This window comes from Arthrobacter sp. 10L430 (genome assembly GCF_056395245.1).
Genome location: NZ_JBFTJD010000001.1, coordinates 283,594 through 309,844, shown reverse-complemented (window position 1 = coordinate 309,844; position 26,251 = coordinate 283,594). Strand labels below are relative to the sequence as shown.

Below are 26,251 nucleotides of genomic sequence, written 5' to 3'. Positions count from 1 at the left end.
AGAGAACCATGGAGGTATGGAAATCTTCGCAATAGCCCTCGTAGTCCTGGTCCTCATCTCAATCGCCGCCACGTTCACCGCCGTCGTGCGGGACGGTCGCGGACATACGCCACCCGAATATTCAATCCGGGACTGGTCCGCGCTGGACCTGCCCAGCAGCAATTACACGATGCGCATCTTCTGATCGCGCACCTGGCTCCCCGCCCATATTCCGCCTCCAACAGAAAGGACCCGGCTCACAGCGAGCCGGGTCCTTTCACGCTATGGGGCCCGTGGGCGCCGGGATTGCCCCTGCACCGCCCTGCTCCGGCGCTTCCGACGGATCGCCGAGCCCCTCCCGGGCCGCAGTAGACTGATACCAGCCATGACTTTTCATATCTCCTACCCCGCCGAGCTGCCGGTCTCCGAGCGCCGCGAGGACCTGATGGCGGCCATTGCCGCCAATCAGGTGACCATCATTGCCGGCGAGACCGGCTCGGGAAAAACCACCCAGATCCCCAAGATGTGCCTGGAACTGGGCCTCGGAGACAACGGGCTGATCGGGCATACGCAGCCGCGGCGGCTCGCTGCCCGCACGGTGGCTGAACGCATTGCCTCCGAACTCGGCGTGGAGATCGGCCAGGAAGTGGGCTTCCAGGTCCGGTTTACGGGCGAGGTCAGCCGGTCCACCAAGGTCAAACTCATGACCGACGGCATCCTGCTGGCCGAAATCCAGCGCGACAAACTGCTGCGCAAATACAACGCCATCATCATCGACGAGGCCCATGAGCGCAGCCTCAACATCGACTTCATCCTCGGCTACCTCAAGCGGATCCTGCCGCAGCGCCCGGACCTGAAGGTGATCATCACCTCCGCCACCATCGATCCCGAGCGCTTCGCGAAGCACTTCGGATCAGAGGAGGCACAGGCGCCCATCGTCGAGGTCTCGGGGCGCACGTTTCCCGTGGAGATCCGCTACCGGCCGCTGTCCCAGCCGGCCGGGGGCGGCGCAGACGACGAGAACGCCTCCGACGACGAGCTCGAGGAAGACCGGGACCCTCTCGATGCGGTGTGTGACGCCGTGGATGAGCTCGCACTGGAGGCACCCGGCGACATCCTCATCTTCTTCTCCGGCGAGCGCGAAATCCGGGATGCCGCGGAAGCCCTGAACGCCAGAATCCAGTCCAACCGGCGCCTCGCCGGCACCGAAGTGCTTCCGCTCTTTGCGCGGCTGAGCCTGCAGGAACAGCACCGCGTATTCAACCCCGGCAGCAAGCGGCGGATCGTGCTCGCAACGAACGTCGCCGAGACCTCCCTGACAGTGCCCGGCATCAAGTACGTCATCGACACCGGCACCGCCCGCATCTCACGATATTCACACCGCACCAAGGTCCAGCGGCTGCCGATTGAACGCGTTTCGCAGGCTTCGGCCAACCAGCGGTCAGGCCGCTGCGGGCGCGTGTCCGACGGCATCGCCATCCGCCTCTACTCCGAGGAGGACTTCGAATCCAGGCCCCTCTACACGGACCCGGAGATCCTGCGCACCAACCTGGCCGCGGTAATCCTCCAGATGACAGCCATGGGAGTGGCCCGCGGGCCCAAGGACATCGAAAAATTCCCGTTCGTGGAGCCGCCGGACTCCCGCGCAATCAACGACGGCGTCACGCTCCTCCGGGAGCTTGGCGCCTTGAGCACGCCCCAAGCTGCCGATGCCGCAGCCTCCGCCGGACGGGGCGGCGGTTCCGGCCGCAACGGCGGCGGGCTTACCGCCGTCGGTCAGCAGCTTGCGCAGTTGCCGGTGGATCCGCGCCTGGGCCGCATGATCGTCGAAGCAGGAAAACGCGGCTGCGTCCGCGAAGTCATGGTCCTGGCGGCCGCGCTGACCATCCAGGACCCGCGCGAGCGCCCCCAGGGGGACGGCTCAGGCAAGCAGCAGCTCGCCGCGGAAAAGCACGCCCGCTTCCGTGATGAGAATTCCGACTTCACCGGCTTCCTGAACCTATGGAACTACATCCAGGAAAAGCAGCAGGAACTGTCCTCCACTCAGTTCCGCCGCCTGTGCCGGAACGAGTTCATCAACTACCTGCGGGTCCGTGAGTGGCAGGATCTGTTCGCCCAGCTCCGGCAGCTTGCCCGCCCCCTGGGCATCAGCCTGGATAACAAGCGGCTGGCAGACCCGGTGGGAACCAACGAGGGCATCCACATCAGTCTCCTCTCCGGCCTGCTCAGCCACATAGGCATCCTGGACGAGCGCAAGCGGGAGTATGCCGGCGCACGCGGCAGCCGCTTCGCGATCTTCCCCGGCTCCGCCCTGTTCAAGAAGTCCCCCACCTTTGTCATGGCCGCGGAGCTCGTGGAAACCAGCAGGCTCTGGGCCAGGGTGGCCGCCAAGTTTGAGCCGTCGTGGGCCGAGCAGGTGGCTCCGGACCTCGTCAAGCGCACCTACAGTGAACCGCACTGGTCCACGAAAATGGGCGCCGTCATGGCCTACGAGAAGGTCACCCTTTATGGCGTGCCCATCATCGCCCAGCGGCGTATCAACTACGGCAAGGTCGATCCCGTCCTCGCCCGCGAGCTGTTCATCCGGCACGCGCTGGTCGAGGGTGACTGGAAGACGCACCACAAGTTCTTCCACCGCAACCGCGCCCTCCTTCAGGAAGTGGAGGAACTCGAAGCGAGGATGCGCCGCCGCGACCTGCTGGTGGACGACGAAACACTCTTCGAGTTCTACGACGCCAGGGTGGGCAAGGACGTTGTCTCGGAGCGGCACTTCGACAAGTGGTGGAAGGAGGCCCGGCAGCAGGACGCGGCGCTCCTGGACTTTGACCAGTCGCTGCTCCTCAGCGAGGATGCCGAGGCACTGGACGACTCTGCCTACCCCAAGACATTGCTGCACAAGGGATTCGAGCTGCCCCTGAGCTACGAGTTCCACCCGGTGGCGCCAGGATCGCCGCCCAATCCCTCCGACGGCGTTACCGCGGAAGTGCCGGTCCTTTTCCTGAACCAGCTCGACGACGCCGCCTTCCGCTGGCTGATCCCGGGCCAGCGCGTGGAACTGGTCACTGCGCTCATCAAATCGCTGCCCAAGCAGATCCGCAAAAACTTCGTTCCTGCTCCGGACGTGGCCCGGCAGGCAGTTGCTGCGCTGGAGGCCGAATTTGATCCCGCCGGGGACGAACTCGAGTCATCGCTGGAGTTGGTGCTGCGGCGGATCCGCGGGCACATCATTCCGCCCGGGTCCTGGAACTGGGACGCCGTTCCCCAGCACCTTCGCGTGAGCTTCAAGGTGGTGGACAGCCGCGGCAAGGTGCTGGATGAAGGCAAGGATCTTGAAGCACTGCAGGAGCGGCTTGCGCCTGCCACCCGGCGGGCCATCGCGGAATCGCTGGGCGCCACACCGGCCACCGCCGCGCCGCGCGCCGCCAAGAAGGGAGCACCCACTGCCGCCGTGCCGACACATGGAGACCGGCAGCAGGTACACCGGGGCTTCGCTGACCAAAATTCGGCTGGCCAGGGCTTCACGGAACAGGCCGGCCTGACCGAGTGGTCCTTCGGCACAATTCAGCGCGAAATCAGCGTTACCGTCAAGGGTCATACTGTGACTGGCTACCCGGGGCTCGTGGATGAAGGGAAGTCGGTGGCGCTGCGCGTCTTCCAGTCGGCCTCGGAGCAGCAGGAGGCCATGCGCGGCGGAGTGATCCGGCTCCTGGCGTTGCGGGTTCCCGCGCCCGACCGTTATGTCCTGGAGCACCTGAACAACACGGAGAAACTGACCTTCAGCCAGAATCCGCACGGGTCTGTCGCGGCCCTGATTGCCGATTGTGCCCTCGCGGCTATCGACAAGCTCACTCCGGCGGGGCTGCCTTGGGACAGGGCTTCATTCGATGCCCTGTTCGAACAGGTCCGCGCGGAATTGATCGACACCGTCTTTAGCGTGACGGCCGTTGTGGAGCGCATTCTTGCCAGCACCCGGCGGATCGAAAAACAGCTCAAGGGCACCACCAGCCTGGCGCTCATCAGCGCGCTCAACGACATCAAGAGCCAGCTGGAGCAGCTGGTTTTCCCCGGGTTCGTCGCCCGGACGGGCTACGCCCAGCTGAGCCAGCTGCCGCGCTACCTCGCTGCCATCGAAAAGCGCCTCGAAAAGCTGCCGGGTAACGTGCAGCGCGATGCGCTTAATATGGCCGCGGTGCAGCGGCTGGAGGATGAGTATGACGACGCTGTGTCAGCCCTGCTGCCCGGCCGCCGGACGGGAGCCGAGCTGACGCAGGTGCGGTGGATGATCGAGGAGCTGAGGGTGAGCCTGTTCGCCGTCGAACTTGGAACCGCCTACTCCGTCTCGGAGAAGCGGATTCGGGCAGTGCTCAACAAGGCCCTCGCGGCCTAGTTCTCAGGCGTCGGGAACGAACTCCCCATGGCCGGCGTCGCGGAGCCCGGCGCGGAGCTTTTCCGCGTTGGCGTCCAGCGTGGCAGGGTCCGGGTTATGGTCCGCGGAGGCGAAATCGAAGTCGGCCATGCTGTTGGACGGCCAGACATGGACGTGCAGGTGGTTGATCTCGTAGCCGGCCACGATGAGGCCTGCGCGGGCTGCACCGAAGGTCTCGACCTGGACCGCGCCGATGCGGCGGGCCACCTCCATGACCCTGGCCAGCGTCTCCGGGGAAGCGTCCGTCCAGCGGTCCACTTCCTCGGTGGGAACCACCAGTGTGTGGCCGTCCGCCAGCGGGCCCATGGTCAGGAACGCGGCGACGTCCGGTTCGCGCCAGACAAACCGGCCCGGGATCTCCCCGTTGAGAATTTTGGTAAACAGCGTGCTCATGCGTCTGCCCTTTCCGCCGGTGCCTGCAGGGTGGTTGTGTCCAAAACGAAACGGTACTTGACGTCGCCCGCCACCATCCGGTCGTAGGCGTCGTTCAGCTGGTCCGCCCCGACGATCTCAACGTCGGAAACCACGCCGTGTTCGGCGCAGAAGTCCAGCATCTCCTGGGTTTCCGCGATGCCCCCGATCAGGGATCCGGCGTAGGCGATCCGGCGCCTGATCAGTGCGCCCGGGTTCACGGGCGGCATGGCGTCGGAAGGAAGCCCCAGCTGGAACAGGGCCCCGTCCCGGCGCAGTGTGCGGAAGAACGGGTTCAGGTCGTGCGGTGCTGCCACGGTGTCAATGATGAGGTCGATGCTCCGGTTCGCGGCGGCCATCGCGTCCTCGTCGCGGGAGAGGATGACGGCGTCGGCGCCGAGTTCCAGGGCCGCAGAGACCTTCGATTCGGACGTGGTGAAGACCCTAACCTCTGCACCCATGGCCTTGGCCAGCTTGACCGCCATGTGTCCCAGGCCGCCGAGGCCCACGACGCCCACAACGTCGCCTTCCTCGACGCCGAAGTGGCTCAGCGGCGAGAACGTGGTGATGCCTGCGCACAGCAGCGGCGCCACGGCGGCGGGGTCCAGGTTTTCCGGTACACGCAAGACGTAGCGGCGGTCGACCACCACGGACGACGCGTAGCCGCCCTGCGTGATGGAATCGCTGTTCCGGGCGTCCTTGGCACCGTAGGTTCCGGTCATGCCCCGTTCGCAGTACTGCTCCAGTCCCTCACGGCAGCTTTCACATTCGCGGCAGGAATCCACGATGCAGCCCACGCCCACGAGGTCCCCGGGGGCGAAATCGTCCACGTCCGAACCCACGCGGCTGACCCGGCCCACAATCTCGTGCCCGGGCACCAGCGGATAGTTCTGTGTGCCCCATTCCCCGCGCGTGGCATGCACATCCGAGTGGCACAGCCCGCAAAACTCAATGGCGATTTCGACGTCGTCGGCCTTCGGAGCCCGCCGGGCGACGGTCAACGGAACCAGTCCCCCGGTGCTGGACACGGCGCCGCGAGCGGCAGCCAGGCGCCCCTCCAGGGGCGATGCCGTTCCAGCGTCTTCGGCGAGCGGGATCTGCAGGGCAAGCGGCGGTGGTACGGGGCGTCCAGGAGTCATACTGCGACGCTACCCTCCGCGGCCGGAACAATGCCAGCCGACGCACGCCCACCGGACTGTGCCGGACGGAACGTGCCGCCGGATCGTTCCGGTCGGAACGTTCCGGTCGCCAGGTCGGGCAGGCCGGGCACGCAGACTCCTCAGCCTGGCCCGGCAACTCCGGGCTCTGCACCGGTTGCCACGGGCCGTGAGGCATCGTTGGACCATTGGGAGAAGGAGCCGGGGAAAAGCGCCGCAGGAATGCCGGCGATCTCAAGTGCCGCGATCTCATGGGCGGCGGTGACGCCCGAGCCGCAGTAGACCGCAGTCTGCGTTGCTTCGTCCACTCCCAGCCGCGAGAAGCGGAGCCGGAGGTCCTGCGCCGGCAGGAAGCGGCCGTCGTCGCCCAGGTTCCCGGTGGTAGGCGCGCTGACAGCCCCGGGAATGTGGCCGGCGCGCGGGTCCACGGGTTCGATCTCGCCGCGGTACCGCTCCCCGGCACGGGCATCAAGCAGCACGCCGCGCGTTGCCCATTCCGCCGCCTGAGCAGCGTCGATAACGCGCATGCCGCCGTCGGCAAGCGTCACGTCGCCGGGGGCGGTCTCCTCCGGCCCGCCACGAAGCGGCAACCCTGCCCGGCGCCAGGCGGCCAGGCCGCCGTCGAGCAGGTAGACGCTGCCGAAGCCGGCGTTGCGGAGCATCCACCAGAGGCGGGCCGCCGAGGTGTTGCCGGCATCGTCGTAGGCGACCACCACATCGCCCGTGCTGATCCCCCAGCGCCGGGCGGCGTCCTGGAGCTTGTGCCGCGGCGGCAGCGGATGGCGGCCACGGGCGGGCTCCGCAGGCTCCGCCAATTCGGTGAGAAGGTCCACGTAGACGGCACCGGGGATGTGATCCTTGAGGTAGTGCCCGTGGCCGTGGGGATCACCCAGCGCCCAGCGGATATCCAGCAGCACGGTGCGCTGCCCGGAGGTCATCCTGCTGTTCAGCGCGGACACGTCTATGAGGGTATCCATCGAATCTCCTGTGGCTTGGATGAATTTGGCTTGGATGAACTTGGCTTGGATGAACTGCACCCGGACGAACAGGGGCTGGTGGCACCGGGGCCGGCAGCACAACTCTAGCGGTGCCCGCCCGCTTCACCGGTAGGCTGAATCGGTGAGCAGAGCACGCAGCGCGGACCGGGCATGGGCAGACGAGGCCATCCGCAAGATCAACGCGGAAAACAACAGGTCGGCGGACACACACCTGTATTCCGTGCCGCTGCCCGAGCACTGGGGCGTACAGCTCTACCTCAAAGACGAGTCCACGCACCGCTCCGGAAGCTTGAAGCACCGGCTGGCCCGCTCCCTGTTCCTGTTCGGTTTGGTGAACGGCTGGATTAAGGAGGGCACCACCATAGTAGAGGCGTCCAGCGGCAGCACGGCGGTCTCCGAAGCGTACTTTGCGCAGCTGTTGGGGCTGCCGTTCATTGCCGTCATGACCCGCACTACGAGTCCTGAGAAGATCGCCCTGATCGAGCAGTTCGGCGGCGCGTGCCTGCTCGTGGACCACGCTTCGGAGGTCTACGCGGCAGCCGCCGAGGTGGCGGACACCAGCAACGGCCATTACATGGACCAGTTCACCTATGCGGAACGCGCCACTGACTGGCGCGGCAACAACAACATCGCAGAGTCCATCTTCCAGCAGCTCGCCCTGGAGGAGCACCCTGTCCCCCGGTGGATCGTAGTGGGTGCGGGCACGGGCGGGACCAGCGCCACGATCGGCCGGTACCTCCGCTATCACCGGCATGAGACGGAACTGGCTGTGGTTGATCCGGAAAATTCGGCCTTTTATCCGGGCTGGCGCAGCGGTGCCGCTGACTTCAGCACGGGCCTTCCCTCACGGATCGAGGGCATCGGCCGGCCCCGGATGGAGCCAAGCTTCGTCCCTGCCGTCATCGACCGCATGATCCAGGTTCCGGATGCCGCCTCGGTCGCCGCCATGCGGCACCTCCATACCCTGGCGGGACTGCACGCCGGGCCCTCCACCGGCACCAACCTTTGGGGCGTGTGGCAGCTCGTGGCGGAGATGGTCGCCGAGGGGCAGCGGGGCAGCATCGTTTCGCTGATGTGCGACGGCGGTGACCGCTATGCGGGCAACTATTACAACGCTGCGTGGCTGGCAGCACAGGGGCTCGATCCCGAGCCCCATGAAGGCACCCTCAGGGCATTTTTCGATTCCGGCGTCTGGAAGCCATAGCCGCCCGGCGGCCCTTCGACGGACCCAAACGGCAACGGAGTCAGACGTCGACGGATTCGCCGCTGGACAGGTGGGTGTACTCCGTGCCGTACCTGGCGCCCAGCCTCTTAACGTGGCCCTCCACCAGCTCCATTCCGGTCCCGTTGAGGAGTGCGTCATGGATGGGAAACGCCCGCGGCGCGCGCACGCCAATCACGAAATCCACCACCTCGCTGACCTTGTTCCAGGGCGCGTGAACCGGCACCAGGAGCGTCTGCACGCTGATGCCATCCGGAATGATGAACGAGTCGCCGGGGTGGTAGACGTTTTCATCCACGAGATAGCCGATGTTGGCCACCATGGGAACGTGGGGGTGGATCAGCGCATGCTGCCCGCCGAAGCTCCGGATCCCGAATCCGGCAGCGTCAAAACTTGTTCCGGGGTCCACAGCATGGACGCGTGACGCGGCGTCAGGTGCTTCGCTGCGGAGGTCCTCCGCTACCCCTGCCGGTGCGAAGAGCTGCAGGTCCCCGTTGTCCGTGAGGGCAGATTTCACGGCCGCCACGTCGATGTGGTCCTTGTGTTCGTGCGTGATGAGGACGGCGTGCGCGCCGTCCAGCGCTTCGGCGGCCTCGGAGAAGGTTCCCGGATCGAGCACCAGCACCTGCCCGTCTTTTTCGAGGCGCACGCACGCGTGGGTGTATTTTGTCAGCTTCATCCGGCCAGCCTAGGGAACCGGCCCCGTCAGTGTCCACGGACGTCCGGCTGGTAATCTAGGACCTTGCCAGTATCCCTTAGCGAAGCGAGTCCATTCATGCCACACGGCGCCAGCGCTGACGGCAGTCCGCTGACCCCTTTGGCGGCAGCCGGCGGAAAAGAGCAGCGCGTCACCAAGCAGCGACTGGCCGTAAGTGCCGCGCTGGACGAGCTTGATGATTTCGTGAGCACGCAGGAGCTGTACCGTATCCTCCAGAACCAGGGGGTCTCGGTCTCGCTGGCCACGGCCTACCGGATTTTGCAGTCCCTTGCGGACGACGGACTCGTGGACGTGCTGCGGAACGCCGACGGCGAGGCTGTCTACCGCCGGTGTGCAGTGACCGGGCACCATCACCACCTCCTGTGCCGTAGCTGCGGCAAGGCAGTGGAAGTCGAAGCCCCGGCGGTGGAAACCTGGGCCGCCCGGACAGCCCAGGAGCACGGGTACTCAGAGGTGGCACATACGGTGGAGATCTTTGGGCTCTGCCCCGACTGCACCGCCCGCAAGGCCGGCGCTAAATAGCCTGCACTGGCGGCGCCGCCCAGACGGCATTATGCCTTCCGAACCCTGCCACCGGCGTTACGCAGGCCGGCGCTGCACCGTCCGCATGACGCGTCCGTTGAGGCCGCGCTTGGCCCGGACGCTTCCGATCACCCTGCAGACCACGTAGATCAGGAAAGACAGTGTGGTCACGTAGGGGCTGATCGGGATGCGGCCGCCGAGGGCCAGGAGGATGCCGCCCACCGTCGCGGCGACGGCAAACAGCACGCTCAGGAGCACCACCAGGCGCGGAGACGACGTGATCCTCAGCGCGGCCGCGGCCGGGGTGATCAGCAGGGCGAGCACCAGCAGCGCACCCACGATCTGGATGGACAGCGCCACGCTCACGCCCAGCAGCACCATGAAGGCCAGTGCCAGCGCACGCACGGGAACACCGCGGGCTTCGGCGAGTTCGGGATCGACGCTCGCGAAGCTCAACGGACGCCAAATGGCGCACAGTGCAGCCATGACCACCACCGCGGTTCCGGCCAGTACCTGCAGCTGCACGGTGTCCACGGAGACGATCTGTCCTGTCAGGAGCCCGAACTTATTGGCCGCCCGCCCTTCATAGAGTGACAGGAACAGGATGCCCAGCCCGAGGCCGAACGGCATGATGACGCCGATAATGGAGTTCTTGTCCCGTGCCCGCACTCCCATGAGTCCCAGCAGGAGGGCGGCCGCCACCGAGCCGATCAGTGACCCGAACACAACGTCCGCGCCTATGAGCAGCGCAAAGGCTGCGCCGGCGAACGAGAGTTCGGAGATGCCGTGCACGGCGAAGGCCAGATCGCGCTTCATGACGAAGGTGCCTACGAGGCCGCCCAGGAGGCCGAGGACGGCTCCGGCCCAGAGGGAGTTCTGCACCAGGACCAGCAGCTCACCGTAATTTTCGAAGTTGAAAATCGACTGCAGGATGCCTTCCGGATCCATCAGGCGCCCTCCCCCGCCGTTGCGTGCGCATCGTCGTGATGGTGGGTGGTGGCGTCCGGGAGTCCGACGACGACGATTCTTCCGTTCGCGTGGATCACTTCCACGTGGCTGTCGTACAGCTCCGAGAGGACGTCCGTGGTCATGACCTCGTGCGGCGTCCCCACACTGAAGCGCCCGCCGGCTAGGTACAGGATCCGGTCGACATAGTCGATGATCGGATTGATTTCGTGGGTCACAAAGACCACTGCGCTTTCCTGCTCATGGCATTGCTTGTTGATGAGTGCGCTGACTGCCTGCTGGTGGTGCAGGTCGAGTGACAGCAGCGGCTCGTCGCAGAGGAGCACCCTGGGGTCGGAGGCGAGCGCCTGGGCCACGCGCAGCCTTTGCTGTTCGCCGCCCGAGAGCTGCCCCACCGGTACCTTGGCGTAGTCGCTGGCCCCGACCAAATCGAGCAGTTCGTCAATCCTGCGGTTGGCTTTGGCGTTTCCCAGCCGGACGCCCCAGCGGTGGCCGTCAACGCCGAGCCCCACCAGATCACGGGCCCGCATGGGCGTGTCCGGCGGGAACGGCTTTTGCTGCGGGATGTATCCAATCAGCCGGCTCCCGCGTTCAACAGGATGGCCGCCAAGACTGGCCTTGCCCGAATGCAGTTCCTGCAGGCCCAGCAGCACCTTAAGGAAGCTGGTCTTTCCGCTGCCGTTGGGGCCGAGGACCGCAAAGAACTCCCCGGGTTTGATGTCGAGGTCCAGGTCTTCCCAGAGCGCCCGCTTGCCAAACTTCAGGGATGCCTTGCGCAGGCTAATGACGGGGTTCAACTTTTTCGCTCCAGGGAGTTGCTGATGTTCCCCACATTGTCCGCCATCCACTGCAGGTAGGTCTTGCCCTCGGGCAGTGTCTCGCTGAAGTTCAGGACCGGCTTACCGGCCGCGTTGGCCGCGTTCTTCAGCGCCTCGGTCTGGGGACCCTCCGTCTGCTCGTTGTAGGCGAGGAAACGGATGTCGGATGAGGCAGCGAGTGCGGTGGCGGCCCTCAGGACGGCGGGAGGCACGTCCGTGCCTTCTTCAATCGCCGTCGTGTACTCAGCAGGGGTGCGGTTGACGAGCCCTGCCGATTCCAGGAGGTAGAGGGGTACGGGTTCGGTCACGGCCACCTGCGACCCGCCGTGGGCGGTCTTGACGGTGGCAAGCCTGGTTTCGATTTTGGTCAGCCCTGCCTTGAAGGAAGCGGCGTTGGCACGGAAGTCTGCCGCGGACCCGGAGTCGATCGATTCCAGTTTGGCTGCCACTGAGTCCGCGAGGCGGGACATGGCCCGGAGGCTGTACCAGACGTGTTCGTTGAATTCACCGTGGTCATGGGCATGGCCGCTCTCGGCATGCGCCGATGCCGGGCTCTCCGCTGCAGGGGCCAGCCCCGATACTTCCACGGCGTTGATGATGTTCTCGTGAGGGATGCCGCTGTCGTCGGCCATGGTGTGGATGAAGTCGTCGTAGCCGCCGCCGTTTTCCAGCACCAGCTTCGCCTTGGAAATCGCCAGCCGGTCCTGGGCGCTGGCCTCGTAGGAGTGCGGGTCCTGGCTGGGACGGGAAATGATGGCCGTGACTTTGACTTTGTCCCCGCCGATCGCCCGGACGATATCCCCGTACACATTAGTCGAGGCGACCACGGCGATGCCGTTGCCGTCCGCCTTGGCGGGGACACCCGCCGTCGGACCGCACGCCGTAAGCAGCAGCCCGAGGCCCGCCACGGCGGCGGTCAGGGACGATCGGACGATTCTGCGCACGGAAAGACCTCGGTTCTGGAAGCGGCATTTTGCGGGATCTGCAACCCTACAAAGTGTAGTCCTAAATGGGAATGATTCCTATTTAGGACTGGTCGGGCCGGGATTGGCAAGGGCCGCGGGGTTCGTTTCCCGCGGCCCTTGCTCCACATGCAGTTCTGTTATTCCCCGTCCGGCTGGCCCAGCCGGCGGATCCCCTTCGCCTGGGTTGCATCCCGGATTTCGCCCACGAGCTGCTCAATCACGTCCTCCAGGAACAGCACGCCCTCCGTTCGGCCGTCCGGCCCGATCACGCGTGCCAGGTGCGAGCCAGTGCGCTGCATGACGGACATCGCGTTTTCAATCTCGTCGTCCCGTGAGAGGTTCGCCAGCGATCTGATGCGACTTTCGGCAATAGGGTGCTGGTACCCGGATTCGGGGATGGAGAGCACGTCCTTGATGTGGAGATAGCCGGACAGCATGCCGTCGTCGTCGAGCATCGGGAAGCGTGAGAACCCGGTGCGGCTGACGGCTTTTTCGAATTCCAAGGGCGTGGTGGCGGCCTTCATCATGACCAGCTTGTCCAGCGGAACCATGACGTGGGCTGCCGCATGTTCGGAGAATTCGAGGGCGCCCGTGATGAGCCCGGCGTCGTCGTCCACGAGGCCGTGCCGGGTGGATTCCTGCACGATGGACTGGACTTCCTCCAGCGTAAACGACGAGTTGACCTCGTCCTTGGGCTCGATCCGCATCAGCCTCAAAATGTGGTTCGCGGACCAGTTCAGCGCAACGATGGCAGGGTTAACGATCCGTGCGATGAACATGAGCGGCGGAGCCAGCAGCAGGGCCGCCTTGTCCGCAACGGAGACGGAGATGTTCTTCGGCACCATCTCGCCGAACGTCACGTGCAGGAATGTCACCACCATCAGTGCCACGCCGAAGGCCGCGACGTCGGCAATTTCCACCGGCACGCCGAATGCTTCAAGGGGCACGGCAAGCAAGTGGTGGATTGCCGGTTCCGCGACCTGCAGGATGAGCAGGGAGCAGACGGTGATGCCCAGCTGCGCGCAGGCGAGCATCAGGGAGACGTTCTCCATGGCGCGCAGTGTGGTCTGGGCGCGCATGGAACCTGCGTCCGCCAGCGGCTCGATCTGGCTGCGGCGCGCCGACATGACCGCGAACTCGGCCGCCACGAAGAACGCGTTGCCGATGAGGAGCACTACCAGCCAGAGAATTCCGGCCCAGTCACTCATGCCGCACCGCCGTTTCCGGAGGTCGCGTTCTGTGAATTCACGTTCTCTGACTTCGCATTCTGCGACGTAGTGTTCCCCGAGTTCTCGTCGTGATGCTCGTGGTCGGGCTTGAAACAGATCCGGTCAATGCGGCGACCGTCCATCCGGGTAACGCTCAGTGTTCCGCCGCCGACCTTTACGGTGTCCCCCACCACGGCTATGCGCCCGAGCTCGCTCATGACGTAGCCGCCTACCGTTTCATAGGCAGCTTCGTCCGGAACGCTGAGCCCGGGAATCTGTTCGGACAGTTCATCCGGCCGCAGCAGGCCGGGGAAATACCAGTCACCCGAGGCGCTTTGCAGCAGGCCCGGCCGCACCTTGTCGTGTTCATCGGCTACTTCGCCCACGATTTCCTCAACGAGGTCCTCCAGCGTGGCGATGCCTGCGGTTCCGCCGTACTCGTCCAGCACCACAGCAAGCTGCAGGTTGCCTTCCCGGAGTTCCGCCAGCAGGGCATCGAGGTGGATGGTCTCCGGTACGCGGAGAACCTCCGTCATGATTGCTCCTGCTTCCAGGTTGGGCCTCCTGCCCGCCGGAACCGCAATCGCCTTCTTGACGTGGACCAGTCCGCGGATATCGTCAGCGGAATCGCCGATCACGGGAAAGCGCGAATATCCGGTGCGGCGGGCGGCGTCAAGAATGTCCGAGACCGGCTGGTCGGCGTCGATGGTTTCCACGCGGATGCGTGGCGTCATGACGTCCGCGGCGGTACGGCCCGAGAAATTCAGGGTCCGGGCGATGAAGTTCGCGGTGCCGGCGTCAAGGGTCCCCATGGCGGCAGACCTGCGCACCAGGGACGCCAGTTCCGCAGGCGTACGCGCCCCGGAGATCTCCTCTTTCGCTTCCAGCCCGAAAGCATTGAGGACCTTGTTCGAGAAGCCGTTAAGCAGAACGATGGCGGGCTTGAAGATCGCCGTGAACATCAGCTGGGGCCGCGCCACCGCCCGCCCGATGCGGAAGGACAGCGCGATCGCCATGTTCTTGGGGACCAGCTCGCCCAGCAGCATGGACAGAAGGGTAGCCACCGCCATGGCGATCACAAGGGAGACGGATCCGGCAACTGCTTCGGGTGTCCCGAAGGCGGTAAGCGGCCCCTCGACCAGCGCCCCGACCGATGGTTCCATGACGTAGCCGGTGAGCAGGGTCGTCATGGTGATGCCCAGCTGGCAACTGGACAGCTGTGTGGACAGCGACTTAAGGCATCTAAGCAGCGGAATTGCCGCCGTGTCGCCGTTGTCCACCGCGCGCTGCACGGTGGGCTGGTCAAGCGCTATAAGGGAAAATTCGACGGCGACGAAGAAGCCGGTGCCGAGAATAAGCAGAAACCCGGCTGCGAGGAGAAGCCACTCCATCTAGCAGCCTGCCTGGATACGCAGAGTGATGCTGTCCCTGCAAGCGGGGCGGCTACAAAGCCTTGGAGAAGGGCCAGGCGGAGGATGGTCGGCCGAGGCCTGCGCTGCTTCCTGGGAGATTCCAGCAAAGTGGAGCGACGGACATTGACGGGATCGTGAACGGGGTTTGCCGGCTCTGCGGGTGGGCTGCGCGGCGGTGCTGATTCTGCTCCGCTGACAGCCCCCAGGCCGGCACCTAGATTTACTGTCCATAAGACTTGCAGTCTACAGGAGCGGGGACGGGACAGGCGGTGCGTGCGCCGCCGCGCGAACTCTCCCGGAGGGGGCTCAGGTGTGCGGCCGAAGCACGCTTCCACCCGGTTTTCAGCCAGGCCCGCGCCACAATTCGGCGGCGACATGATTTGAGTCACCCTTATTGGCAGTTAAGCCGGGATCGTAACTAGACTGGCAGAGGTCTGGGTTCATAGGACACAGAAACTGGTTCGATTGTTGTGCCGTGGCACCGTGGCGACCAGAGGAATTCAAACTCATGGAAGAGGCGTATTTCAAGTGCCAGAGCAGCCTAGCCACCGTCTACCAGAGGAATTTGGCGGAAATGAGTGGCTCGTTGACGAACTGTACGAGCGTTACCAGCAGGACAAGAATACGGTCGACGCTAAATGGTGGCCCTTGTTCGAATCTTTTGATAGCGGCAACGGCCCATCTTCCAACGGCGCCCCGGGCGCGGCGTCCGCGCCGGCCCATCCGGCTACCCGCGAAATGCCCGTGGTAGCGCCTCCGGCTCCGGCCAAGGCCCCCGCAGCCGCCGCGGCTCCCGCGCCACAGCCCCCCGCAGCCCCGCCGGCATCGTCGCCGGCACAGGCCGCACCCGTAAAGAAGGCTCCGGCAACAGTCGCCCGCGACGGCGCAAAGAAGACTGAGGCGGGCACCGGCGCCCAGCCCATTCCGGCCCAGCTCCCCAAAAACGTGAAGGCACCCACCGCGCCCGAGGAAGACGTCGTCTCCGTTCTTCGCGGTCCTGCCAAGGCCATCGCCTCCAACATGGTCACAAGCCTCGAAGTGCCCACGGCCACCTCCGTCCGGGCAATTCCGGCCAAGCTTCTGATCGACAACCGCGTTGTCATCAACTCCAACCTTGCCCGAGCACGCGGCGGCAAAGTCTCCTTCACCCACCTGATCGGCTACGCGGTCATCCGGGCGCTCTCGCAGTTCCCCTCCATGAACGTGTACTACGACGAAGTCGACGGCAAGCCCGTCGCCGTCCAGCCGGCCCACGTGAACTTCGGCATCGCCATCGACATGCCGAAGCCTGACGGCACACGCCTGCTCATGGTTCCGAACATCAAGAAGGCTGAGACCCTCAACTTCTCGGAGTTCTGGCACACGTACGAGGACCTCATTAAGAGGGCCCGTTCCGGCAAGCTGACGGCCGACGACCACGCCGGCACCACGGTGTCGCTGACCAACCCCGGCGGCATCGGCACCGTCCACTCCGTGCCCCGCCTCTCCAAGGGCCAGGCTGCCATCATCGGCGTCGGCGCCCTGGATTACCCTGCTGAATTCCAGGGTGCCAGCGAGAAGATCATTGCGCACAACGCCATCAGCAAGGTCCTCACGCTGACGTCCACCTATGACCACCGCGTCATCCAGGGTGCAGGCAGCGGCGAGTTCCTCAAGCTCGTTCACCAGCTCCTGCTCGGCGCCCAGGACTTCTACGACGAAATCTTCGAATCCCTGCGCATCCCCTACGAGCCGGTGCGCTGGAGCCCGGACCTTCAGGTGGATCCCTCCGACCAGATCAACAAGGTCGCCAGGATCCAGCAGCTGATCCACTCCTACCGTGTCCGCGGACACCTCATGGCGGACACCGATCCGCTGGAGTATGTCCAGCGCAAGCACCCCGACCTCGACGTCCTTACCTACGGCCTGACGCTGTGGGACCTGGACCGTGAATGGCCGACTGGCGGCTTCGGCGGCAAACCCATGCTGGCCTTCCGCGACATCCTCGGCGTGCTTCGTGACGCGTACTGCCGCACCACCGGCATCGAGTACATGCACATCCAGGAGCCCGCCGAGCGCAAGTGGTTCCAGGACCAGCTGGAACACCCGTACTCCAAGCCGAGCCGCGAAGAGCAGCTGCGCATCGTCTCCAAGCTCAACGCCGCAGAGGCCTTCGAGACCTTCCTGCAGACCAAGTTCGTCGGCCAGAAGCGCTTCTCCCTTGAGGGTGGCGAGTCCCTGATTCCGCTGCTTGACGCCATCATCTCCGATGCCGCCGACGACGGACTGGACGAAGTGGCCATCGGCATGGCCCACCGCGGACGGCTCAATGTGCTCACCAACATCGCCGGCAAGACCTACGCCCAGGTTTTCCGCGAATTCGAGGGCACCCAGGATCCCCGCTCCGTGCAGGGCTCCGGCGACGTCAAGTACCACCTGGGCACCGAGGGCACGTTCACGTCGGACAGCGGCAACGAGACCAAGGTCTACCTGGCCGCCAACCCCTCGCACCTCGAGGCTGTGGACTCCGTGCTTGAGGGCATCGTCCGCGCCAAGCAGGACCGCCTGGACCAGGGCGAGGCCTTCCCCGTGCTGCCCATCATGGTCCACGGTGACGCAGCCTTCGCCGGCCAGGGTGTGGTTGCTGAGACCCTCAACCTCTCCCAGCTGCGCGGCTACCGCACCGGCGGCACCATCCACGTCGTGGTCAACAACCAGGTCGGCTTCACCACCGCACCGTCCTCTTCGCGTTCCTCCACCTACTCCACGGATGTCGCCAAGATGATCCAGGCACCGGTGTTCCACGTGAACGGCGACGATCCGGAGGCAGTGGTCCGCATCGGCCAGCTCGCCTACGAATTCCGCCAGAAGTTCCACAAGGACGTTGTCATCGACATGGTCTGCTACCGGCGCCGCGGCCACAACGAGGGCGATGACCCCTCGATGACCCAGCCGCTCATGTACAACCTCATCGAGGCCAAGCGTTCGGTCCGCAAGCTCTACACCGAATCACTGATCGGCCGCGGCGACATCACCGAGGACGAAGCCGAGCAGCTGCTGCGCGACTACCAGGAACGCCTTGAGCGCGTGTTCGCCGAAACCCACGCGGCGCAGACCTCGCCGATCCCGATCATCACTGCGGACTCCGCGGCGGTTTCGGACATCGAGCGGCCCCAGGCTCAGCAGTCGGACTTCGGTACCAACGCCCCGGCATCCACCGCAGTCTCGGCAGATACGCTGGCCCGGATCGGCAAGGCCCACCTCGAGATTCCGGAGGGCTTCACCGTCCATGCGAAGCTCAAGCAGCTGCTTGAGAAGCGTGAGCAGATGTCCCGCGAAGGCGGCATCGACTGGGGCTTCGGCGAGATCGCGGCCTTCGGTTCGCTCATCATGGAGGGCGTACCCGTGCGCCTCGCCGGCCAGGACTCCCGCCGCGGCACGTTCGTGCAGCGCCACGCAGTCTTCCACGACCGCGCCAACGGCAACGAGTGGCTGCCCCTGGGCAATCTCTCGGACAACCAGGCCAAGCTGTGGATCTACGACTCCCTGCTGTCCGAATACGCCGCCATGGGCTTCGAATACGGCTACTCGGTGGAGCGTCCGGATGCCCTGGTGCTCTGGGAAGCGCAGTTCGGCGACTTCGTCAACGGTGCGCAGACCATCATCGACGAATTCATCTCCTCCGCCGAACAGAAGTGGGGCCAGCGCTCGTCGCTCGTGCTGATGCTTCCGCACGGCTACGAGGGCCAGGGCCCGGATCACTCCTCCGCCCGCATCGAGCGGTTCCTGCTGATGTGTGCCGAGGAAAACATGATCGTAGCCAATCCCACGACGGCGGCCTCGCACTTCCACCTGCTGCGCCGCCAGGCGTACAGCCGCCCGCGCAAGCCGCTCATCATCTTCACGCCGAAGCAGCTGCTGCGCCTTAAGGCTGCGGCTTCTGCCGTGGAAGACTTCACCACAGGCGGCTTCCGGCCGGTCATCGGTGAGCATGAGCAGCTGCAGGCGGACGCCGTCGAACGCGTTCTCCTCGTCTCCGGCCGCCTCTACTACGATCTGCTGTCCACCCGGCAGAAGACGGGCGACACCTCGACGGCGATCGTCCGTGTGGAGCAGCTCTACCCGCTGCCGCAGGCGGAAATCGAAGCTGAACTGGCCAAGTACCCCAACGCCGAAGTGGTATGGGCCCAGGACGAACCCGCGAACCAGGGCCCCTGGCCGTTCATGGGCCTGAACCTGCCGCAGGCACTGGACCGCCAGGTTCGCCTGATCTCGCGGCCGGCCTCGGCGTCCACGGCGGCAGGTTCCATGAAGCGCCACGCCGCAGAGCAGGATTCCCTCCTCAAGCAGGCATTCGCCCGTAAGTAGCAGAGCAGCTGCCCGGCCGGACGGTGACATACCGATTCCAGCCGGGCAGTTCTGTTTAATCGGCGTGAGTTAATGGACACAGCCAGTAGCGCCGGCACAGTCTCGGGATTGTGCCGCCGTGCAGTACGGTCCAGCACTCAGGGCACGCCCTCAAAAAAGTGAAGAGGTAGTAGTGGAAGACAGGAAGCTGCGTATTGCGGCGGTTGGAGATGAACTGCTGGCCGGGCTCGGAGACCCTCGGGCACTGGGCTGGCTGGGCCGTGTCCTGGCCCGCACTCCGCAGGACGGCATGACGCTTGAAAGCTACGCCCTTCCCTGCCCCCAGGAGGGCACCGAAGGCCTTGCCGCCCGCTGGCTCGAGGAAGCCGGCCGTCGGTTCAGTGACGGGCACGATAACCGGCTCGTGATCGGCCTCTCGGGTCGTGACGTTGAATTCGGGCTGTCGACCGCCCGGAGCAGGCTCAACCTCGCCAACATTCTTGACTCAGCCACTCAGAAGAGGCTTGAGGTATTTGTCGTGGGACCGCCCCCGACGCTCGACCCGGCGCAGAACGGCCGTCTCGGTGAGCTGAACACCGCGTTTGCCGATGTCACCACGCGTCGCAAGCACCTCTATGTGGACACGTTTTCACCCTTGCTTAACCACGAGCAGTGGCGCCAGGACCTCGCAGCCAATGGAGGCACCCCTGGCCAGGCCGGCTACGGACTGATGGCATGGCTGGTTCTCCACCGCGGCTGGTTCCAGTGGCTGGGCATGGACACTCCCGAGTAAGCGAGACTACTCGCGATATATCTTGATCTTCCGGCAGTTGCGATATATCGTGATCTTACAGTCACGATATATCGCAACCGGAGGAATCATGACAGAGAACTCGTGGACCGTCACCGGTCCGCAGACCATTGACGTCGACGGCGTCTCATTGCTAAGGCTCGGCATTGTCCGCGGTCGGTTCGACATCGTGACCCACGACGAGGACGTGGCCAGGATCGAGGTCTCGGAGGTCCACGGCGACCCGCTGGCTGTCACGGTGGTAGGCGGACGGCTGGAGGTCAGGCACCAGCTGCACGGCCCCCAGGGCTGGTTCAAGAACCTCATGGGTTCGGTCAACAACAGCAGCAACAACTCGGCGGTGATCAGCATTGCCGTACCGGCCGGCGTCGAGGTTGAAGCGGGAACCGTCAGCGGCGACGGACTCGTCTCAGGAATCACCGGGCACACCAGGCTCAACACCGTATCCGGCTCCGTCATGTCGGACAGGACGTCGGGTGATCTTCATGTAAATACCGTCAGCGGCGAGGTCATCGCCAGGAACCACAGCGGCGTACTGACGGCAAAAAGTGTCTCTGGCGAGGTCACGGCGTCGGGCAAATTCAGCAACATCCGGGCCAACACCGTCAGCGGCGACCTGAGCTTTGACCTTCAGGGCTTCACCCACGACTTCGGAGCCAACTCGGTTTCCGGCGACGTGACCATCAGGCTCCCCCACGACGTGGGCGTGGACATAGTAGCCAATACTGCCAGCGGCGCTGTGGTGATCGATGACCAGAGATACGCCCAGCCCGGCGGCAGGGTGCAAACCATTGCAGGCCCGGACGCCAAGCTGATGCTGGTCCGGACCAATTCACTGTCGGGCAAGACGTCCATCTTCCACAGCCAGGCCCCCGCGGACGTCGGAACGGGCCTCTGATGCCTCCGGTCTTTGCCCACGGCGCACTCCGCCTCTACCTGCTGGCGCTCCTCGAGTCTGGCCCCAAACACGGCTACGAACTGATCAAGGCGTTGAGCGAACGGTTCGGCGGCACGTACTCCCCCAGCGCCGGCACCATCTATCCGCGGCTCGGCAAACTGGAAGAAGATGGTCTGGTGGCCACCGAATCGGAGGGCCGGCGCACCAATTACCGCATCACCGACGCCGGCCTGGCCGAGCTGAACGGCCGCAGGGATGAGCTCGCCGGCGTGGAGAACGACATTTCGGCTTCCGTGCGCCGGCTGGCTGACGACCTCCGCGCGGACATCCGGAGCAACATGCGGGGACTCCGGGCCGACCTCGCGGCCACGGCGGAAGCCGCACGGTTCGCTGCCACGTCAGGCGACTACCGCGGCTCCTCGTCCCGGTCCTCCCCTGACGCGCAACGCATGCTCAAGGAAGCCGAGATGCTGCTCCAGGCTTTCCGGGACGATCTGCGGGTGGAGCTCCGCACCCGGGCGGGCGCACATCCCATCACCCCCGTCACAGTGGAGACTGTAAGGACAGTCCTTGAGCAGGCGCGCATTTCGATCAGGAATTCACTAAAGGCCTAAGCCGTGAATACTCCCCAATGTGCCGCCAATGCCGCCGGTTCGCGGCCTGTCCCGTGATGTGGGAGACTTGAGGGCAGCTCTTTTGAGTACCGATATTAAGGAGGCCAGCTATGAGCAAACGTGCACGTAAACGTCGTGACCGTAAGCGTGGCGGCGCTAACCACGGGAAGCGCCCCAACACCTAAGCCACGGCTTGAACCGAAGCTTAAACGAAGTGCCCCGGAACCTGTCGGTTCCGGGGCACTTCGCTTTGTGGTGGGGGGCCGGCGTCAGGCGTCCACTGGCCGGATGCTGTGGATTCTGTCCAAGATTGCGTTCTTCAGGTTCTCCGGAGCGGCTTCGGTGCAGGACCGCTTGACCATGTTGCGGATGACGCACTCGAGGTCATACTGCTGCGTGCATTCCGGGCACTCGTCCAGGTGATGTTTGATCTCCGCAATATCACTGCGGGTCAGGGCACCATCCAGATACTCGTAGATACGTTGCATCCGGGCGTCGTCGCAATCGCCCAATCCCTGGCAGTCGCTCATTTCCTGTTCTCCTGTTTGTTGCTTTCCGCTGCTGCGTTGGGTTCAGCAGCCTTGAATCCCCGTTCAGCGGCGTAATCCGCGAGCATGTCCCGCAGCATCTTTCGGCCGCGGTGAAGCCGGGACATGACGGTGCCGATGGGGGTGTTCATGATGTCTGAAATTTCTTTGTACGCGAAGCCTTCGACGTCGGCGAAGTAGACAGCCAGCCGGAATTCCTCCGGAATCGCCTGCAGCGCGCGCTTGACGTCCGAATCCGGCAGGTGGTCGAGGGCCTCTGCCTCCGCCGAACGGAGCCCGCTGGACGTATGCGACTCAGCCCTGGCGAGCTGCCAGTCCTCGATGGTGTCCGAGTTGGACTGCAGCGGCTCACGCTGCCGCTTCCGATAGAGATTGATGTAGGTGTTCGTCAGGATCCGGTACAGCCAGGCCTTCAGGTTGGTCCCTGGCTTGTACTGATGGAATGCCGAAAACGCCTTGGTGTAGGCCTCCTGGACAAGATCCTCCGCGTCCGACGGGTTCCGGGCCATGCGCATTGCGGCCGAGTACAACTGGTCCACGTACTGCATGGCGTCGCGCTCAAACCGGGCCCGCCGCGCCTCCGGACTTTCAGTGGCGACGTCGATTTCCTCCGCCAGCTCCGCGGCCTGCGGCGCGCTGATCTCCGGCGCGCTAATGTCGTCGGCGGCGTTCCCTGCGTCCTCTTGCGTGGCCTCTAGGGCCGGATCCACGGTGCTCATTGCCTTCAAGTCTACTGTCACCCGCGGAACTGCCCTTGGGCCAGGGTTGGCGCCATAGGGAAGTTCGGCGGACTCCTCCAGCGGCACGTCAAATGCCGACACGTCAATAGGTCCCCGCAGCTCTACAGCGTCTTTCACCAAAGTCAAAGCTCCATCTCCACTCCACTTTCCCGCATGTCGGGCACTCGACACCCCGGGTGCTCGGTGCGCCCCAGGCCGCCAAAGCCCTGTCCGGCGGCACGTCTCCCGCGGACCGGTCCCTTGCGCAGGCTTCTGCGGCAAAAGGCCGTCCGGGACGCCGCCCAACCATGTTTCGATGCCGGCAACGGTCCAGGACTGCTGTCCCGGGGTGTTCCGGACCTGCAGTGCACAACGACGCCAAGCGGGCAAATATTCCGCAAAAGTGCAAGACTAGAACCGACTCCGCCGCAGTCACCGCGGCTCGTCCATCCAGGAGGAAATTCATGTCCTTTGTCCGTTTTCTCGCCCGGCCGATGCTGGCTTCAAGTTTCGTCCTCGCCGGCGTGGACAAGCTCAGGAATGCGGACGACACTGTGGAACAGTTGTCCCCCCTCCTGCGCCGCGCCGCGGAAACGCTTCCGTTCCAGACCAACGAGAAGGTCCTGGCCCGGGTGATCGGCGGAACCCAGGTGGGCGCCGGCGTCCTGTTCGCCGTAGGCAAGTTCGCGCGGTTGTCCGCTACCCTCCTGGCCATCATCTCAGCGCTGAACGCGTTCGTTGAATGGCGCAGTGCGGACATCAGCAGCAAGGAAGGCCGGGACGCACGCCGCAACCAGCTGCTCAAGAACGTCACCCTTACCGGCGGCGTGCTGCTGGCCTCCGTTGATACCGCGGGCAAGCCAAGCCTTGCCTGGCGCGCGGAGCACCTCGCAGCTGACGCCCGGAAAACGGCAAGCCACCTCGCCGCGGACGCCCGCAAGACCACCGGAAAGAAGCTGCACAAGGCCGACAAGGCAGTCCGCAAGGCCGTAGACCACGCGGTAGGGGCATAGGCACGAATGACAGGATCCATCACGGACGCGCCCGCTGACCACACCGGCGCCGCTCCGCACTGGCCCGCGCCGTTTGCGGAGCAGCCGGTGGACGCCACCGTGCGCGTCCCCGGTTCGAAGTCACTGACCAACAGGTATCTCGTGCTTGCGGCGCTGGCCGACGGGCCCTCCCGCCTGCGTGCCCCGCTGCACTCCCGGGATTCCGCGCTGATGATCGGTGCGCTCCGGCAACTCGGCGCCGACGTCCGCGAGGTGCCGGGCGACAGTACCTTCGGCCCCGACCTCGAGGTGACGCCCATCCCGTCCGGTTCCGGCGCCCTGGACGTCGCCATCGACTGCGGCCTGGCCGGCACTGTCATGCGCTTCGTTCCGCCCCTGGCAGCCCTGCGCCACGGTGTCGCTGTGTTCGACGGCGACCCGCACGCCCGGGAGCGGCCGATGGGAACCATCATCCAGGCGCTGGCGGCCCTCGGCGTCACCGTTCGCGGCGACGCCGGCGGGACACCCTCTTCCCTGCCCTTCCGCGTTGACGGGACGGGAGAGGTCCGCGGCGGCCATCTCGTCATCGACGCGAGCGCGTCATCCCAGTTTGTGTCCGCGCTGCTGCTCGTCGGCGCACGCTTCACCGAAGGCCTGCATCTCGAACACTCCGGAGACGCTGTCCCAAGCCTTGACCACATCAACATGACCGTGGCCGTGCTGCGCGGCGTGGGTGTGGAAGTGGACGACTCCACTCCGAACCACTGGATCGTCAGCCCCGGGCCGATCCGTGCCTTTGATGAGAAAATCGAACAGGACCTGTCCAACGCCGGGCCGTTCCTGGCCGCGGCCCTCGCCTCGGGCGGCACTGTGCGGATCCCGGACTGGCCCGAACACACCACCCAGGTGGGCGATCTCTGGCGGAGCATCCTGACGGATATGGGCGCGTCCGTGACGCTGCAGGACGGAACGCTGACCGTCACCGGAGGCAGCGAGATCACGGGCGCCGACTTCGCGGAAACGAGCGAGCTCGCCCCCACTGTCGCTGCGCTCTGCGCCCTTGCCACCGGCCCGTCACGGCTTAGCGGCATCGCACACCTCCGCGGGCACGAGACAGACCGCCTTGCCGCACTCGTCACGGAAATCAACCGGCTGGGCGGAGACGCCGAAGAGACGGGCGACGGGCTGATCATCCGGCCCGCAAAGCTTCATGGCGGTGTGGTCCGCAGCTACGCTGACCACCGGATGGCCACTGCAGGCGCCATCCTCGGACTGGCCGTGAAGGGCGTCGAAGTCCAGGACATCGGCACAACGGCCAAGACCATGCCGGACTTCCCGCAGCTGTGGGCGGACATGCTCACACAGCGGACCGGCCGCACCCAGGGGAACGACGCAGGGACCAGCGGTGGCACGCAGCACTGAGTCCTGGGACGAATCCGACGTCCGGATCCGCCCGAACAAGAAGGGCTCCCGTCCGCGCACCAAAGACCGTCCCAGCCATGACGATGCCGTCACCGGACGCATCATCACCGTTGACCGTGGCCGGTACACGGCAGTGGTGGGTGAGGACTCCGGCGACGAGCGGACGATCATCGCCGCCCGTGCCCGCGAGCTCCGCCGCTCCCCCGTGGTTGCCGGCGACTTCGTATCTCTCGTGGGTGACGTGTCAGGTGCTCCGGACACGCTCGCCCGGCTCGTAAAGATCCAGGCCCGGAAAACGCTCCTGCGCCGGAGCGCGGACGACACTGACCCGATTGAACGCGCTGTGGTGGCCAACGCGGACCAGCTGGTCGTCGTGGTGGCCGCCGCCAATCCGGAGCCCCGCACCGGTTTCATCGACCGCGCGCTGGTGGCCGCCTACGACGCCGGCATCGAGCCGCTGCTGCTCGTGACGAAGGCAGACGTCAAGGACCCCACCGAGCTGCTGGACAACTACCGCCATCTCGACTTCCCCGTCATCATCAGCCGCACGGCGGACTCTGCGGCGTCGGGCATCGACGCCCGCTCCGATGATGGCCTGTCCGCACGCCTCGACCTTGACGCCGTCTCCCAGCTGCGCGCCCACCTGGACGGCAAGGTGACTGTCATGCTGGGCCACTCCGGCGTCGGCAAGTCCACCATGGTGAATGCGCTGACCGGCGCGGAGCGGGCAACCGGCGGCGTTAACGCCGTGACGGGACGCGGCCGGCACACGTCGTCGTCGGCCCTCGCGCTCAAGCTCGCGGACGCGCCCACCGGGAGCTGGATCATCGACACCCCGGGGATCCGCTCGTTTGGCCTCGCGCATGTGGACCCGGACCGAATCCTGCATTCCTTCCCTGACCTGGAGCCCGGCACCGAAGCCTGCGAACGCGGCTGCAAGCACGATGCAACCGCCGTCAACTGCGGCGTGGATGCCTGGGTGGAAGCCGGCCATGCAGGCCCTTCCGGGCCTGCGAGGCTAGCGTCCCTGCGCCGCCTGCTGGGCACCGATCCGCGCATGGAGGCCCAGGAAGCCAAGGAACTGGGAAGCGTCAGCTAGTCTCCCCGGCGGCTCCGGCA

23 protein-coding genes are annotated in these 26,251 nt (G+C 65.3%); 12 read left to right on the top strand and 11 right to left on the bottom strand.

What is annotated here, in order from left to right; translation table 11 throughout:
* Window positions 1-16: 16 nt before the first annotated feature.
* Window positions 17-184 carry a hypothetical protein gene (locus AC1DDG_RS01365; RefSeq protein WP_476874675.1) on the top strand — a complete coding sequence of 56 codons (168 nt, stop codon included), beginning with the start codon at window positions 17-19 and terminating at the stop codon, window positions 182-184.
* Between the two features lie 180 nt (window positions 185-364).
* Window positions 365-4,366, top strand: a complete 4,002-nt coding sequence (hrpA, locus tag AC1DDG_RS01360) for an ATP-dependent RNA helicase HrpA (RefSeq protein WP_476874674.1) — start codon at window positions 365-367, stop codon at window positions 4,364-4,366.
* Between the two features lie 3 nt (window positions 4,367-4,369).
* Here the strand turns inward: hrpA and AC1DDG_RS01355 are convergent, their stop codons facing one another.
* The 3 genes from AC1DDG_RS01355 to AC1DDG_RS01345 all read right to left on the bottom strand — a co-directional run bounded on the left by AC1DDG_RS01355 (window position 4,370) and on the right by AC1DDG_RS01345 (window position 6,950).
* Entirely contained in the window at window positions 4,370-4,798 is a 429-nt protein-coding gene (locus AC1DDG_RS01355) for an HIT family protein (RefSeq protein ID WP_230116929.1), read from the bottom strand.
* Complete coding sequence (locus AC1DDG_RS01350; RefSeq protein ID WP_476874673.1) at window positions 4,795-5,955, bottom strand: NAD(P)-dependent alcohol dehydrogenase; 1,161 nt, start codon at window positions 5,953-5,955, stop codon at window positions 4,795-4,797. Before AC1DDG_RS01350 ends, AC1DDG_RS01355 begins: the two co-directional genes overlap by 4 nt.
* A 140-nt stretch (window positions 5,956-6,095) precedes the next feature.
* Window positions 6,096-6,950, bottom strand: a complete 855-nt coding sequence (locus tag AC1DDG_RS01345) for a sulfurtransferase (RefSeq protein ID WP_476874672.1) — start codon at window positions 6,948-6,950, stop codon at window positions 6,096-6,098.
* 142 nt (window positions 6,951-7,092) lie between these two features.
* Here AC1DDG_RS01345 and AC1DDG_RS01340 point away from each other — a divergent pair, with 142 nt between their 5' ends.
* Window positions 7,093-8,175, top strand: a complete 1,083-nt coding sequence (locus tag AC1DDG_RS01340; protein WP_476874671.1) for a PLP-dependent cysteine synthase family protein — start codon at window positions 7,093-7,095, stop codon at window positions 8,173-8,175.
* Window positions 8,176-8,215: 40 nt separating this feature from the next.
* On the opposite strand, the gene AC1DDG_RS01335 is transcribed toward AC1DDG_RS01340, so the two are convergent.
* On the bottom strand, window positions 8,216-8,872 hold the full coding sequence (locus AC1DDG_RS01335; protein WP_476874670.1) for an MBL fold metallo-hydrolase: 657 nt from the start codon (window positions 8,870-8,872) through the stop codon (window positions 8,216-8,218).
* A 96-nt stretch (window positions 8,873-8,968) separates the two neighbouring features.
* Here AC1DDG_RS01335 and AC1DDG_RS01330 point away from each other — a divergent pair, with 96 nt between their 5' ends.
* A complete protein-coding gene (locus tag AC1DDG_RS01330) occupies window positions 8,969-9,433 on the top strand; it encodes a Fur family transcriptional regulator (RefSeq protein ID WP_290369697.1) in 465 nt (154 codons plus the stop codon).
* A gap of 57 nt (window positions 9,434-9,490) precedes the next feature.
* Here the strand turns inward: AC1DDG_RS01330 and AC1DDG_RS01325 are convergent, their stop codons facing one another.
* The 5 genes from AC1DDG_RS01325 to AC1DDG_RS01305 form a co-directional block, all read right to left on the bottom strand.
* Window positions 9,491-10,381 (bottom strand): metal ABC transporter permease, encoded by an 891-nt coding sequence (locus AC1DDG_RS01325; protein ID WP_476874669.1) that lies wholly within the window; start codon window positions 10,379-10,381, stop codon window positions 9,491-9,493.
* Window positions 10,381-11,196 (bottom strand): metal ABC transporter ATP-binding protein, encoded by an 816-nt coding sequence (locus tag AC1DDG_RS01320; RefSeq protein ID WP_476874668.1) that lies wholly within the window; start codon window positions 11,194-11,196, stop codon window positions 10,381-10,383. The genes AC1DDG_RS01325 and AC1DDG_RS01320 overlap by 1 nt, the downstream gene beginning before the upstream one ends.
* Window positions 11,193-12,161 carry a metal ABC transporter solute-binding protein, Zn/Mn family gene (locus AC1DDG_RS01315; RefSeq protein WP_476874667.1) on the bottom strand — a complete coding sequence of 323 codons (969 nt, stop codon included), beginning with the start codon at window positions 12,159-12,161 and terminating at the stop codon, window positions 11,193-11,195. Before AC1DDG_RS01315 ends, AC1DDG_RS01320 begins: the two co-directional genes overlap by 4 nt.
* A 158-nt stretch (window positions 12,162-12,319) precedes the next feature.
* On the bottom strand, window positions 12,320-13,390 hold the full coding sequence (locus tag AC1DDG_RS01310) for a hemolysin family protein (RefSeq protein WP_230116937.1): 1,071 nt from the start codon (window positions 13,388-13,390) through the stop codon (window positions 12,320-12,322).
* Window positions 13,387-14,781 carry a hemolysin family protein gene (locus AC1DDG_RS01305; protein WP_476874666.1) on the bottom strand — a complete coding sequence of 465 codons (1,395 nt, stop codon included), beginning with the start codon at window positions 14,779-14,781 and terminating at the stop codon, window positions 13,387-13,389. The genes AC1DDG_RS01310 and AC1DDG_RS01305 overlap by 4 nt, the downstream gene beginning before the upstream one ends.
* Window positions 14,782-15,330: 549 nt before the next feature.
* Between AC1DDG_RS01305 and AC1DDG_RS01300 the strand changes: the two genes are divergently transcribed.
* The 5 genes from AC1DDG_RS01300 (at window position 15,331) to AC1DDG_RS01280 (ending at window position 21,636) form a co-directional block, all read left to right on the top strand.
* Window positions 15,331-19,149, top strand: coding sequence for a multifunctional oxoglutarate decarboxylase/oxoglutarate dehydrogenase thiamine pyrophosphate-binding subunit/dihydrolipoyllysine-residue succinyltransferase subunit (locus tag AC1DDG_RS01300; RefSeq protein ID WP_476874665.1), 3,819 nt, complete (start codon window positions 15,331-15,333; stop codon window positions 19,147-19,149).
* Window positions 19,150-19,321: 172 nt separating this feature from the next.
* Window positions 19,322-19,921, top strand: coding sequence for a GDSL-type esterase/lipase family protein (locus AC1DDG_RS01295; RefSeq protein WP_476874664.1), 600 nt, complete (start codon window positions 19,322-19,324; stop codon window positions 19,919-19,921).
* Between the two features lie 88 nt (window positions 19,922-20,009).
* Window positions 20,010-20,837: a DUF4097 family beta strand repeat-containing protein gene (locus AC1DDG_RS01290; protein WP_476874663.1), complete on the top strand. Its 828-nt coding sequence runs from the start codon at window positions 20,010-20,012 to the stop codon at window positions 20,835-20,837.
* The gene (locus tag AC1DDG_RS01285) at window positions 20,837-21,451 is read left to right on the top strand and encodes a PadR family transcriptional regulator (RefSeq protein ID WP_476874662.1); all 615 of its coding nucleotides are present in this window, start codon (window positions 20,837-20,839) and stop codon (window positions 21,449-21,451) included. The genes AC1DDG_RS01290 and AC1DDG_RS01285 overlap by 1 nt, the downstream gene beginning before the upstream one ends.
* Before the next feature lie 110 nt (window positions 21,452-21,561).
* On the top strand, window positions 21,562-21,636 hold the full coding sequence (locus AC1DDG_RS01280; protein WP_369299106.1) for a 50S ribosomal protein bL37: 75 nt from the start codon (window positions 21,562-21,564) through the stop codon (window positions 21,634-21,636).
* A gap of 84 nt (window positions 21,637-21,720) precedes the next feature.
* On the opposite strand, the gene rsrA is transcribed toward AC1DDG_RS01280, so the two are convergent.
* A complete protein-coding gene (gene rsrA, locus AC1DDG_RS01275) occupies window positions 21,721-21,981 on the bottom strand; it encodes a mycothiol system anti-sigma-R factor (RefSeq protein ID WP_230116943.1) in 261 nt (86 codons plus the stop codon).
* A complete protein-coding gene (locus AC1DDG_RS01270; RefSeq protein ID WP_476874661.1) occupies window positions 21,978-22,865 on the bottom strand; it encodes a sigma-70 family RNA polymerase sigma factor in 888 nt (295 codons plus the stop codon). Before AC1DDG_RS01270 ends, rsrA begins: the two co-directional genes overlap by 4 nt.
* A gap of 317 nt (window positions 22,866-23,182) precedes the next feature.
* Between AC1DDG_RS01270 and AC1DDG_RS01265 the strand changes: the two genes are divergently transcribed.
* Genes AC1DDG_RS01265 through rsgA form a run of 3 tightly spaced genes read left to right on the top strand, consistent with a single transcriptional unit; the run spans window position 23,183 to window position 26,231 of the window.
* The gene (locus AC1DDG_RS01265; protein ID WP_230116945.1) at window positions 23,183-23,731 is read left to right on the top strand and encodes a DoxX family protein; all 549 of its coding nucleotides are present in this window, start codon (window positions 23,183-23,185) and stop codon (window positions 23,729-23,731) included.
* A gap of 6 nt (window positions 23,732-23,737) precedes the next feature.
* A complete protein-coding gene (aroA, locus tag AC1DDG_RS01260) occupies window positions 23,738-25,132 on the top strand; it encodes a 3-phosphoshikimate 1-carboxyvinyltransferase (protein WP_476874660.1) in 1,395 nt (464 codons plus the stop codon).
* Window positions 25,116-26,231, top strand: a complete 1,116-nt coding sequence (rsgA, locus tag AC1DDG_RS01255; protein WP_230116947.1) for a ribosome small subunit-dependent GTPase A — start codon at window positions 25,116-25,118, stop codon at window positions 26,229-26,231. The genes aroA and rsgA overlap by 17 nt, the downstream gene beginning before the upstream one ends.
* Window positions 26,232-26,251: the final 20 nt, after the last annotated feature.